The sequence below is a fragment of the Amycolatopsis sp. NPDC043885 genome (assembly GCF_056435685.1).
Genome location: NZ_JBWKEA010000024.1, coordinates 72104 through 84083 on the forward strand (window position 1 = coordinate 72104; position 11980 = coordinate 84083).

Sequence of the window (11980 nt, forward strand, 5' to 3'; positions counted from 1 at the left end):
AGCCGCATCACGCGTGTCTCGGGCCGGATCAGCGAGTTACGGCTTCAATCACGCGAGTTCGGTCTTCAATCACGCGAGTTCGGGCGGACGGACACGATCCGGAGCCTCGACCTCGCGGCGTCCGAGCAGCAGGCCGCCGACGGTCGCCGTACCGGCGCTGCCGAGTGCGATCCCCCAGCCGACCGGCCCGAGCGGCGTGCATCCGAAGAACTGGCTGACCCCGGGAGTCTGGACCAGGATCGCCAGCAGTGCGGCGGAGCCCAGCCCCGCGGCGAGGACGGTGCCGTCCCGGCCGCCGACGGCCAGCGTCTGCCCGAGCTGGGTACCGATCAGGGAGACGAGCGCGATCGTGCTCGCCCGCCGTCGCCTGCCGGTCAGCCGCGCGAGGGTCCACGCGGTGGATGCCCCGAGTGTCGTGGTCACCGCCCGCGTGGTGATGTCGCGCCGGAGAGCGTTCCCGAGCGACGCGCTGGGCCCTTCGCGCAGCAACTCCGGCACGGACTCGCCGTCCGGCCTGCTCAACGCGATCGCCAGCGCGGGCGCCAGGTCGGTGAGGAGGTTCATCAGCAGCAACTGGCGGGCGGTGAGCGGCGAACGCCCGGTGACGGCCGAGCCGAGCACGGTGAAGGCGATCTCCCCCAGGTTCCCGCCGAGCAGGATGCCGAGCGCCTCGCGGACCGACGCCCACATCGCCCGGCCTTCCACCAGCGCGGCGACGATCGTCTCCAGCCGGTCGTCGGTCACCACGAGGTCCGCGGCCGCCCTCGCCGCGGCCGTACCCCGCTGACCGAGCGCGATCCCGACGTCGGCGAGCCGGATGGCCGGGGCGTCGTTCGCGCCGTCACCGGTCATCGCGACGACCCGGCCACCGCGTTGGTACGCCTGGATGATCCGGACCTTCTGCGCCGGGCTGCACCGCGCGATCACGTCGACGTCGGCGAGTTCGCGATCGAGCTCTTCGTCGGCGAGTTCCTCGATCCTCGCGCCGGTGAGCACCTTGGTGTCGCCGTTGCGGCCGGTGATCTCCTCTGAGACGGCCTCGCCGGTGGCCGGATGATCGCCGGTGATCATCACCGTGCGCACTCCGGCCTCGCGAAGCCGATCCGCCGCCGGTGCGGCACTGTCGCGCACCGGATCCGCCAAGGCGATGAAGCCGAGCAACCGGAGATCGGCGACGTCGTCCTCCGAAAGGTCCTTTGTGGACACCGTGCGCTCGGCGACGGCGAGGACGCGGTGCCCGGCAGCGGCCAGGCGGCCGACCCGCTTCTCCAGCCTGCTCCGGACACCCACACTCATCGGCCGATCGCCGTGCCTGGTGCACAGCGGAAGGACGGTCTCCGGTGCGCCCTTGACGCACACCACGTGCCGTTCGCCGAGTTTCCCGTTGGTCGCGTGGAATCCCCGCGACGGCTCGAACGGGACGGCGCCCGTCTTCTCCCAGCCGCCGGCGTCCACGCCCGCGGTGATGCCGCCTTCGAGCACGGCTTGATCCGTGTGATGCGGCAGCTTCTCGGGGTTCTCCGCCCGGGGCGTCGCGCGGACGGCGGCGGCCAGCACCGACCGGTGGCTCTTCCGCAGCCGGCTCACCGAGGCGGTGGTCCTGCCGTCGTCGATCCGGTTGACGCTCAGCTTGCCTTCGGTGAGGGTGCCGGTCTTGTCGAAACAGAGGACGTCGACCCTCCCGAGCGCTTCGATGGTCCGCGGATTACGGACGAGCGCGCCGTGTCGGGCGAGCCGTCGAGCGGCCGCCAGCTGGGCCGCGTTCACCAGGAACGGCAGGCCTTCCGGCACCGAAGCGACCGCGAGGTTCACCGCCGCCCCGACACTTTGCCGCAGCGGTACGCCACGGATGAGCCCGGCGCCCGCGACGGCGGCCGCCGAGCCGGCCGCGACCGGCAAGGCTTGTTCGGTGAGCGACGCGAGCCGTGCTTCGACGCCGGTCTCTGGGGCGGCACCTCGTGCGGCGGCCATCCCCCGTCCGACCTCGGTCTCGTCTCCGGTCGCCACGACGACGGCGGACACCTTGCCCGCGGCGACCGTGGTGCCCTCGTACAGCATCGACGCCCGCTCGGCGAGTTCCGCGGCCACGACCGGCGCCGGGGTCTTCGGTACCGGCAACGACTCCCCTGTCAACGAGGACTCGTCGAGTTCCGCGCCGGTCGTCTCGAGCACCCGGCAGTCCGCGGGTACGACGTCGCCGGACCGCAGCGACACGACGTCACCCAGCACCAGCGCGTCGGCGACGATCTGCCGCTCGGCACCGTCACGCACGACGGTGGTCACCGTCGCGGACCGTTCGAAGAGCCCGGCGAGGGCGCGGTCGGTGTGCACCTGCTGCGCGCTGCCGATCAGCGCCGACACCCCGACGATTCCGGCGACCAGCGCGGCGTCGACCGGAGAGCCCACCGCGGCCGAAACCGCCGCGCCACCGGCCAGTACCGGGGTCAGCGGGTTGGCGAGCTCGGCCATGAACGCCTTCGCGATGCTCGTGCCCACGTTGCCTTCGCCGCCCGCGCGATCGGCGGGCGCCCGCCGCCGGGCCTCGCGCTCGTCCAGACCACGCGGGCCCGAACCGAGCCGGTCGAGCACGACGTCCGGCGGCATCAGGTGCCATGGCGGCGCCACACGGCCCGAGGAAGGAGCCTTCCGCTCGCCGGTGAGAGTGCGGGCGCGCCAGATCCCGTCACCGAAAGCCATGAGCGCCCCGGCGTTCACCGCGCGAAGCCCGCTCGCGGCGGGCCTGCGCCGGGCGCTGAGCGCGGTCACGCCACCGATTCCGCTGGCCGCGGTCGCGAACATCGTCGAGTCACGGACGACCGCTTTGGCGGCGGTGATCGCCTCGACGAGCAGGACGGCCGTGCCGATGTCGCGGCCGATCAGCACATGCGCGCCCCACGGCGGTGGGGTCCCGTCCTCGTGCACGCCGACTCCGCAGTCGGACGCCCCCAGCGCCCGGCGATCATCGGAGACCAGCATGACCACACGTCCGTCCGCCTGGAGTTCGCGGACGGCGTCGAGTACCTCCTCACCGTCGGTCTGGACCACCCGCACCCCGGTGGCCTCGGCCGCGGAAGCCAACGCGTCCACGTCGGGTGAGCGCTCCTGCGTGACGGCGAGCAGTCCCGCCGGATTCCCGTCACGGACCAGCCCAAGCACCATGTGGGCGCCCTGGTCCAGCATCCGCTGCCGGTCGGGGAATCCTTCGCCACCGTCCAGGTCTTCGACCGGCCCGAGCGTCCACTCGCCGTCCCGCCGGACCACCTCGGGTTTCTCCGGGTCGAATAACGCGAAAGCGGCAGCCGTCAGGTCCACGGGGTCACCACCGGGAAACGGGACCAGATCGCTGAGGACGTTCGCCCCCGCACCGAGCGCCGTGGTGTCGATGACGATCGTGTCGAGCAGGTCGAGCCCGCGCAGCACGGACCGGTCCATCACCAGCGCGCCGCGCCTGGCGAGGACTTGGCCCAGCTGGGCGGAATAGGCGGCCGCGCCGTTGGACGGGGCCTTGGGCAACGCGGAGATCCCGACCGCGGCGGCGCGCCTCGGCCCGACGAACGGCAGGGTCGCCGCGGCGGCCGCGGCTCCGGCGGTGATGGACCGGCGGGCGTGACGATCGGCGGCACTTTCCGGAAGCGGCCGTGGTCGTTCGCTCACCACCGAGTCCGCGCCGGCGTGCTCGCGCTGTCCGACCAGCCTGGACTCGGCCTCGCACCAGGCCCGCTGGTGCGCCTTGGCTTCCCGCCATTGGGTGCCGCGGACCATGATGTCCAGGACCGTCCCCTCGCTGCGGGCCGCGAGTCCGTGGACCAGCGCCGCACCGATGGAGGTGGCCGAATCCGCCCTTTCCCGTCCGCGCAGCTTCCGGTCCGCCAAGGCACGCAACCGCGGGTGCAGGTCGACGAGTGACGCCAGTGCCGCGACCTCCGTCGGCAACGGAGCCCACGGCATGATCTTCGAAGCCACCGACAGCATCAATCCCGCGGCGTCCGCCGCGAGTGTGGAGGGCAGCCGGGTCGCCGTGGTGCCGTCCGCCGGATGGTGCAGTTCGTCCTCCTCGACCAGCTCGGCTTCGGAAGCGGGCTCCGCCTCGGCTCGTTCGACCGCGCGGATCAGCTCCAGACGCCGGGGTCCCGGAGCCCCGACCGCGACGACGACTCGCGACGTCGGCGCGTTCACCTGCGCCCATCGCACACCGGGGATCTCCGTCAAGGCTCGTTCCACCCGCCGGGCGACGTGGGCGCCGTTCGGCCCTTTCACGCCGTGCGTCTCGATGTAGAGCCTGCCGGGACACGACCAGACCGCCCGCCGCGGTCCGCGTCCCGGGATTCCCTCCAGCGGCAGAAGTGCCAGCCCGGCCAGCCCCCGGGCGACCCGCCCCAGCGTCCGCGACGGTTTGGGGAAGGCGACACCCAGCACGTCCACGGTCTCCAGGTCCGTCCGCCGCATGCGGAATCCTCCTCGCGCTCGGTGCCTTGTGGATCTCACCGAGTACCCGCGTGCCGGAAGGTCGAATCCCCTTTCCGCCTCAAGAGGTGACGGAGTCGATCAACCGGTTGTACCGGAGCCTCAGCGCGCGTTCGAGGGCGGAGAAGAATCCCGCCACCCCGAGAGTGATCTTCGCCCACTGCGGCAGCGGTACCGGCGAAGTGAACGTGCCGACGTGTTCGGCGACGACGGGGATCTTCGTGACGGCCTCCGCGCCTTGGAGCAGACCCACGACGAGCGCGATCAGCAGGAATACGAGCGAGACCGCGCCGATCGCGGCACTGGTACGGGGGAACCGCCGTCCGAACCTCGCCCGCAGTCCTTCCTGCGAACGAGGGTGAGGACGCAGTGCTCGCTCGCCGCCGTGGTCGGGGACGAAGTGCATGCGCTTCAGCCCGACCGCGCTGGTGGCGACTTCGATGACACCTCCCGGCACGGGGAACGCCGCGGGAAGGTTGGACCGGAAGAGCTGGACACCGTCCCGGTACAGCGCGGCGGGGCTTTTCCCGACCGCGTCCTCGTGCTGCTTCCGGGTTTTGGCGTCGGCGAGGTACCGGACGTCGACCGCGTAGACGTGTGCTTCGAGATCGAGGAAGAACAGCGAACGGGAGAACAGCTGCCATCGGCGGTACTCGGCCAGCGCGGATCCGTCCCCGGACCTGACCCTGGAGAGCTGCCACCGTCGTTTGAGTTTCTTGACCATGGTCAGGACGTCGCTTCCGGTGGGTTGAGGTCGAGCAGGGCGTTCACGCGCTGCAGAACGTCGAGCTGGGCCGGGTTGTACAGATCCACCACGCCGTGGAGGACGACCGGTTTGGTGAGGGCCTTCCACGTCTTCGCGTCCAGCAACCCGGGCTGGGCTTCGTACTGGTCGCGGGCGACCGGCGCGAGGGCCTCGGCGATGCGCTGCCTCGTCGCGTCGTCGGCGTCCGCGGGCAGTTCGTCGAACTCCGTCTGGACGGCGGGCCGGGACGCCGGTTGGAGCGCGTGCAGCGAAGCCATCGTGGCCGGGTCCAGCACGGTCGAAAAGATCATCATCAACGACCGTTCCTCCTCCGTCATGCCCTCGACGTTCCCGTCGAAGCCCGGTGGCAGGTCCACCAGGCTGCGGCGGCGCAGGATCAAGGCCAATTCGTCGCGCATCCGCTGCTGCCGCTCGATACTCGCCCGCAGTTCCTCGTCCAGCGCGCGCAGCGTCTGCTCCGCGCGTTCGTCCGAGTCCGCCATCGCCGGGATTTCGGACAGCGGCACACCCAGGTCCACCAGCCGCCGGATCCGCAGCAACCGGACCAAATGCTCGACGCGATACCGTTTGTACCCGTTGTGTGCTCTTTCCGGCTCGTCGAGTAACCCGATCCGGTGGTAGTAGCGGACGGTCTTCAGCGTCGTGCCGGCCAGTTCCGCCAGCTCCCGTGTGCTCCAGGACATCCCCCGCATTGGACACCGTGCCCCAGGGGCATGGTCAAGCGGCTTGACCATGCCCCGAGGGCACGGCCTCGAATACACCGTCGGTGATCACACCAAGATCGGGGAAAGATGATGAGACGGAATCGAGTTGTGGCCCTGGCGGTGCTGCTCGGCCTCACGGCGCCGCTGTTCACGGCGCCCGCCGGGGCGGCCGAACCCGCGCAAGGCCTGGCGTGGGCCGCGTGTCCCGAGGACGTGGTGGTACCTGCAGGCATCGTGCTGCAGTGCGCCACCGTGCCGGTGCCACTGGACTACCGGATGCCGGAGGGCGAGCGGATCGACGTCATGATCTCCCGGCTGGCCAGCACGAAACCGGCGGCGCGGCGAGGCGTGCTCATGCTGAACCCGGGCGGCCCGGGTGGGCCTGGGCTGTCGTTCCCCGCTGATCTGGCCTCGCACGGCATGCCCGCGAGTGTCCTGGACGCCTACGACGTGATCGGCATGGACACCAGAGGCATCGGGCACTCGACGCCGGTGAGCTGCGGATTCACAGCGGAGCAGGAGTACCTGGGCAACATCCCGCCGTACGCGGTGGACGAAGCGGCCGTCGCCGAACAGGCGAAGATCGCGAAAGGCGTGGCCGCGCAGTGCGCCGCGAACGACAAGGACGGCAGGCTGCGGCACATCTCCACGGCGAACATGGCGAGGGACCTCGACCGGATCCGGGCCGCGCTCGGCGAGGAGAAGGCCAGTTTTCTGGGGTACTCGTACGGTTCCGCGCTCGGTGCGGCGTACGCGTCGATGTTCCCCGAGAAGTCCGACCGGGTGGTGCTCGACAGCAACGTCGGCGACACCCACCTCAACCGCGAGGGGCTGCGCAGGTTCGGGCTCGGCGCCGAGGAGACCTTCCCGGACTTCGCGAAGTGGGTGGCGGCACGGCATGAGTCGTACGGCCTCGGCCGTACAGCCGCCGAAGTGCGCAGGACGTACTTCGCGCTCGCGGAGAAGCTCGACAAGACCGCGGTGAACGGCCTCGACGGGCGTTTGTTCCGGCTGGCCACCTTCGCGGGCCTTTACGGGAAGACGCGGTACGGGCAGACCGCGCAGTGGTGGCAGTCGGTCCGTGACGGCGACAAGGCGGCGGCGGAACGCGTCGCCGCCGAAGCGAAGCGCCTGTCCCTGGCGGCCACGCCGTCGCCGACGGACAACGCGTGGTCGGTGTTCCTCGCGGTGACGTGCAATGACGTCGCGTGGCCATCGGAAATGCGCACCTATCAGCGGGGCGTGGCCGAAGACCGCGAGCGGTACCCCCTCTTCGGCGCCGCCGGAGCGAACATCCTGCCGTGCGCGTTCTGGCCTTACGCACCGGCCGAACCCCCGGTGGCGGTCAAGGACAAGGGGCCGGAGAACGTGCTGGTCGTCCAGAATCGGCGGGACCCCGCGACACCGCTGCGGGGCGGGCAGCTGATCGACGAGAAGTTCGGTGACCGGTCGCGGCTGGTGACCGTGGACGCCGACGGCCACGGCGTGTACGTCCTCGGCGGCAACGCCTGCGCGCTGAACACCACGACGAACTTCCTGATCTCCGGGAAGCTGCCGAAGCGCGACGTGTTCTGCAGGTGATCGACAGCGGGAGGGCCCAGGCGCGGTCCTGGGCCCTTTTGCTCCGGGCACGACGGGTCCCGGTGATCGCCGAACCGCGGTAAAGCCCTGTCTGCCGAAGGAAAGCGAAGACCGCGCTGAGCGCGTCGAGCAGAGCGCACGGCTGGATCACCAAGGCCGTGCCGACTTCGGGGAGATCGGAACGCAGCGGCACCAGTCCCAGTCTGCGGTCGACCACGATCATCTTCAGCCGGGCGGTGGTGACCACGCGGGCCTCTTCGCCGAGGGAGAGACACGCCTCGATGTCGGATGACAGATCGTGCGGTTCCAGCGTGCTGCGCTCGTAAACCCCGCGGAACCGCACACCCCGGCTCAGGAGGTCACGTTCGGCGGATGCAGCACACTCGGCGGTTGTGCGTACGGAGGTTTGTTGACGAAGGCGACCTCCTACTCGGCAGAGCGCAGCAGCTGATCGGCCCCGGTCGGCGATGAGCGTGTTCCCGTGGATCACCTCGATGAGGTCGACCGGGCGTTCACCGGACGTCGCCCGGTACCGCTCACGCAACCGGTCGGCGACCAACCGCGCACTCGCGAGTTCCCGCTCCTTCTGCCGGAGCATCGCCTCCAGCGCGATCTCCGGTCGCACCGCCGAATACGCCTCGGCCGGGCCGGGCAACCCGGTTCGCTGCCGGATTTCGGCGACGGTCATCGAACCGGTACCGGCGAACGCGTCGTAGACCTCGACGTCGATTTCGCTCAGACCGATGATGTCCAGCAATTCAGCTCCCGCCACGGTCGCTTTCGCCTGACGATACCGCTGGGCTTGGGCGGGCAAAAGGGACCGCGTTACGCCGAGGAGGGGGCTGCCAGACCCAGCGCACCGGTCTGGGTAGCATCCTGGTATGAGCAAGCGCTTAGTCAGTCTCGGAGACTCCTTCACCGAGGGTGTCGGTGACGAAGACCCGTCATCGCCCAACGGCGTCCGGGGCTGGGCCGACCGCGTCGCGAGTACCCTCGCGGCCAACCACCAGGACTTCCGTTACGCGAACCTCGCGATCCGCGGCAAGCTCCTCGGGCAGGTTCTCGCCGAGCAACTCGACCCGGCACTCGCGCTGAACCCGGATCTCGTGACGCTGTACGCCGGCGGCAACGACCTGATGCGGCCGAAGGTCGACATCGACGCCCTCATCGACGACTACGACGCCGCGGTCGGCAAGGTGGTCGCCACGGGTGCGCGGGTCATCCTCTTCACCGGTGTCGACGGGGTCGAGGACGCGTTGTTCCGCACGATTCGGGGTCGGGTCGCGATCTACAACGAGCACGTCCGCGGCATCGCGGCGCGGCACGGGGCACTGCTGGTGGACATGTGGGCGATGCGGCAGCTGCGGGACAGGCGGCTGTGGGCTCCCGACCGCTTGCACCTGAACTCGTTGGGGCACAACGAGATCGCCATCGCCGTCCTCGAAGCTCTCGGCGAACCGCACAAGCTGAGGCCCGCCGAACTCGGACCGCGGCCGCTGCTGAGCCCGCAAGCGCGGCGCACCGAGAACCTCCAGTGGGGCAAGGAGCACGCTGTCCCGTGGATCAAACGCAGGCTGCGTGGGGAGTCTTCGGGCGACTCGCTCGCGCCGAAGCGGCCGACGATGGAACCCTACGCCTGACGCGGCCGAAGCCCGTCGAAGAGGACGCAGATCGTCCGGGCCCGGAATTCGGGCCCGGCATGCTCCGCCGCCTTCGCCGTTCCGATGATCACCGCGATCAGTTCGTCGACGCCGATGTCTTTGCGGACGTCGCCAGTGTCCTGTGCCCTGCCCAGCAGGACGCCGAGTGCGTCTTTCAGCCGCGCGCCGATGACGGACCCGGCCTGCGGGACAGTGACCCCGGCCGCTGACAGCGCTTCGAAATAGGCGTTCTTGGCACCCGCCATCTCGATCCAGCCGGTCAGGAAGCCGAAGAACGTGGCACCAGGGTCGGGCGACTCGACGGCCACCGTGGCCTCCGCTTCGTCGACGAAGCGGTGCAGACGCGCGAAGAGCACAGCCTCCAGCAGCGCTTCCTTCGTCGGAAAGTGCCGGAATACAGTGCCCACCCCGACGCCTGCTTCGCGGGCGACTTCTTCGGTCGGCGCACTGGTGCCTTTGGCCGTGAAGACGCGCTCCGCGGCCTCCAACACCCGCGTGCGGTTACGGCGGGCATCGGCTCGGAGCGGTTTCTCGTCCGTCACAGCGGGGATCCTAGACCCGTTGTCGAGGGGTACAGCAGAGGTACCGGGCAAGACACGTCCGCTTTTAGCCGTCCGGCATCTCATCCAATACGCGCGCCAGCGCCTTCGGGACTCCGGTGCGCCAGCCACCGCCCATGATCCGGCGCGACATCCGCTGGAACTCGTCGTCCGGGTCGAAGCCCTCGTGGCTGAGGAACAGCCGCGTCCCACGCCCCTCGGGTTCGAGCCTCCAGGTGACCGTCCACTCCGGACCCCAGCTGATGCTGAGCAACCGCTCCGGCTCCACGGCCAGCACCTCGCAGGCGACCGGGCCGCCCGCGAACCCGGCGGCGGGAACCGGGTCGGCGAGCAGTTCGAACCGATGTCCCACAACGGGTTTGATGTCGTTCGGCATCCGCAGCCAGCGTTCGAGCAGCTGCGGTTCGGTCAGCGCGCGCCACACCTTGCGCGGAGGATGCGCCAGGAACTGGTCGACGTGCACGGCCGTAGGATCCTCGTCGTTCAGAAGTCCTCCTCGTCCAGCAGTTCGCGCAGGTTGCCCAGTTTGCCGCGCCAGTACCGCTCGTACGGCGAAAGCCAGTCGGAGACCTCTTGCAGCGGCGCGGCCTCAAGAGAGTAGACGCGGTTGCGGCCCTGCCTCTCTTCGCGGACGAGCCCGGCTTCACGCAGCACCCGAAGGTGTTCCGACAGGCTCGGCCGCCGCATGTCGAACCGTTCGGCGATCTCCCCCGCCGCTCGTGGGCCGTCGAGAAGGATGCCGAGAACTTCGCGGCGGGCCGGGTTGGCGAGCGCGGCGAAAACGTCGTCGTTGACCGGCACTAGCGCGGCCAGTTCCCGTAACCCGAGGGTTCGAGTAGTCCCATCGCGTTGCCGTCGGCGTCTTTCAGGGAGGTCACGCGACCCCACGGCATCTCCTCCGCGTCCCCGACCTCGACGCCTTGAGTACGGAGTTCCGCGATGTCGGCATCAATGTCGGTGGTGCTCAGCTGGAAGTGCACGCGTGTGTCAGGGTCCAGGTCGCCGACGGCGCGGTCCACGAGGACGATCCCGGTGTCCGCCCCCTTGGGGCCGACCATGACGAACGGACCGTGCGGGCCACTGACGTCGACGAGCAGGTCGAACCCCAGCTTGCCGACGTAGAAGTCCCGCGCCTTCGCCTGATCGGAGACCGGCACGGTGAGGAACTGGATGCGGTCGATGTTCATACCGTGACCATACGTAGGAGATTTCCTACATGTCAACTCGTGCCACCATCGACGACAAGGAACATCTGGGCACCAAGAGCGTCAGGAGTCGCCTGGGAGCCGCCGAACACTGCCGGTCGCCGGACGATTTCGGCCGCTTCCAAGGCTTCCATGAGGTTCCAGATCAGCTCATGGGCGGCCACGACCACATCGGGCTCCGGCATGTCCCGCAGCAGCACCGAGACGACCTTCGCCGCGATCCGCAGGCCGATCGCGTGGACGGGATCGGACTCGCGTCGCCTGATGAGCGGAATCGTCGGCCACGCGCCGTCGCCGGCGAGCGTCCACGTATGCCCTTCTCCTGCCACGAGAGTCGCGCGCGGAAGATCGCCACGACCGACCGCGCGCAAAGCCGGGCGCAGCGCCGGAGACTCGGCCAGCCGATTCAAGGACTCGACCGTCGGGTCCGTCCAGACCATCGTCAATCCGGCCCCGGCTTCCTTGATTTCATTCGTACCCATAGCCCCCTCCCGCGGCGGGTAGACCGCCCAAAAGGCACCATTCCAATAAGGACGTTCGACACTCAGCTCCCCGAAAGGAAGTAAGCCGTCCGACCGGAGACAGTCCCAGACGAGACCATCGATCACGTATCCGAAGAGCACCCCGTAGACACAGTGAGCCAGTCCCCGACCGGCCAAGACGTCGGCGAACGCGGACACGTCGGCCGCGATTTCCGGCGCGATCACGTCAGCGAGGCCGGCCATCCGGCCGCGCAATGCGGCCGTCTCCTGGGAACCGAGCACGGGAAAAGTGGTCACCAGCCGATCACCTTCGACCGCGATGAGGTGGTACGCCCGCAGAAGCGCGATCTGACTGTCCAGCGGGCCGATTCCCTGGTGCCGCAGTTCCGTGCGACTGACGCCCAGACGCGCGCGAAAGAGAAGACGGCCGTTGTCATCCATCTTCACAACGTGATGCGGAGTGCTCCGCGCGCCGAGGCAAAAGCAGTGTAGACCCCATTTCGCCAGGTCATCCGGGTCATCGTCGAGGTGATCCATGACCGAAAGACATACCACAC

The 11980-nt window shown here is 69.5% G+C and carries 11 protein-coding genes; 3 read left to right on the forward strand and 8 right to left on the reverse strand.

Annotation, left to right across the window (positions count from 1 at the left end; translation table 11 throughout):
• Window positions 1-69: 69 nt before the first annotated feature.
• The 3 genes from AC069I_RS40400 to AC069I_RS40410 all read right to left on the reverse strand — a co-directional run bounded on the left by AC069I_RS40400 (window position 70) and on the right by AC069I_RS40410 (window position 5913).
• Window positions 70-4446 (reverse strand): HAD-IC family P-type ATPase, encoded by a 4377-nt coding sequence (locus AC069I_RS40400; RefSeq protein ID WP_478267731.1) that lies wholly within the window; start codon window positions 4444-4446, stop codon window positions 70-72.
• A 79-nt stretch (window positions 4447-4525) separates the two neighbouring features.
• Window positions 4526-5188 carry a hypothetical protein gene (locus AC069I_RS40405; protein ID WP_478228846.1) on the reverse strand — a complete coding sequence of 221 codons (663 nt, stop codon included), beginning with the start codon at window positions 5186-5188 and terminating at the stop codon, window positions 4526-4528.
• A gap of 2 nt (window positions 5189-5190) precedes the next feature.
• Window positions 5191-5913 (reverse strand): helix-turn-helix domain-containing protein, encoded by a 723-nt coding sequence (locus AC069I_RS40410; protein ID WP_478228847.1) that lies wholly within the window; start codon window positions 5911-5913, stop codon window positions 5191-5193.
• Window positions 5914-6042: 129 nt separating this feature from the next.
• Here AC069I_RS40410 and AC069I_RS40415 point away from each other — a divergent pair, with 129 nt between their 5' ends.
• The 3 genes from AC069I_RS40415 (at window position 6043) to AC069I_RS40425 (ending at window position 9155) form a co-directional block, all read left to right on the forward strand.
• A complete protein-coding gene (locus AC069I_RS40415; protein ID WP_478228848.1) occupies window positions 6043-7515 on the forward strand; it encodes an alpha/beta hydrolase in 1473 nt (490 codons plus the stop codon).
• 494 nt (window positions 7516-8009) lie between these two features.
• Window positions 8010-8231, forward strand: a complete 222-nt coding sequence (locus AC069I_RS40420) for a hypothetical protein (protein WP_478228849.1) — start codon at window positions 8010-8012, stop codon at window positions 8229-8231.
• 165 nt (window positions 8232-8396) lie between these two features.
• Window positions 8397-9155 (forward strand): SGNH/GDSL hydrolase family protein, encoded by a 759-nt coding sequence (locus tag AC069I_RS40425; protein WP_478228850.1) that lies wholly within the window; start codon window positions 8397-8399, stop codon window positions 9153-9155.
• Here the strand turns inward: AC069I_RS40425 and AC069I_RS40430 are convergent.
• From AC069I_RS40430 to AC069I_RS40450, 5 genes are all read right to left on the reverse strand, one after another.
• The gene (locus AC069I_RS40430; RefSeq protein ID WP_478228851.1) at window positions 9146-9718 is read right to left on the reverse strand and encodes a TetR/AcrR family transcriptional regulator; all 573 of its coding nucleotides are present in this window, start codon (window positions 9716-9718) and stop codon (window positions 9146-9148) included. The two genes, AC069I_RS40425 and AC069I_RS40430, sit on opposite strands and share 10 nt — an antisense overlap.
• A 64-nt stretch (window positions 9719-9782) precedes the next feature.
• Window positions 9783-10199, reverse strand: coding sequence for an SRPBCC family protein (locus AC069I_RS40435; RefSeq protein ID WP_340682020.1), 417 nt, complete (start codon window positions 10197-10199; stop codon window positions 9783-9785).
• Between the two features lie 20 nt (window positions 10200-10219).
• The gene (locus AC069I_RS40440) at window positions 10220-10537 is read right to left on the reverse strand and encodes a metalloregulator ArsR/SmtB family transcription factor (protein WP_007034535.1); all 318 of its coding nucleotides are present in this window, start codon (window positions 10535-10537) and stop codon (window positions 10220-10222) included.
• Window positions 10537-10923, reverse strand: a complete 387-nt coding sequence (locus AC069I_RS40445) for a VOC family protein (RefSeq protein ID WP_478228852.1) — start codon at window positions 10921-10923, stop codon at window positions 10537-10539. Before AC069I_RS40445 ends, AC069I_RS40440 begins: the two co-directional genes overlap by 1 nt.
• Before the next feature lie 32 nt (window positions 10924-10955).
• A complete protein-coding gene (locus tag AC069I_RS40450) occupies window positions 10956-11960 on the reverse strand; it encodes a hypothetical protein (protein ID WP_478267732.1) in 1005 nt (334 codons plus the stop codon).
• Window positions 11961-11980: the final 20 nt, after the last annotated feature.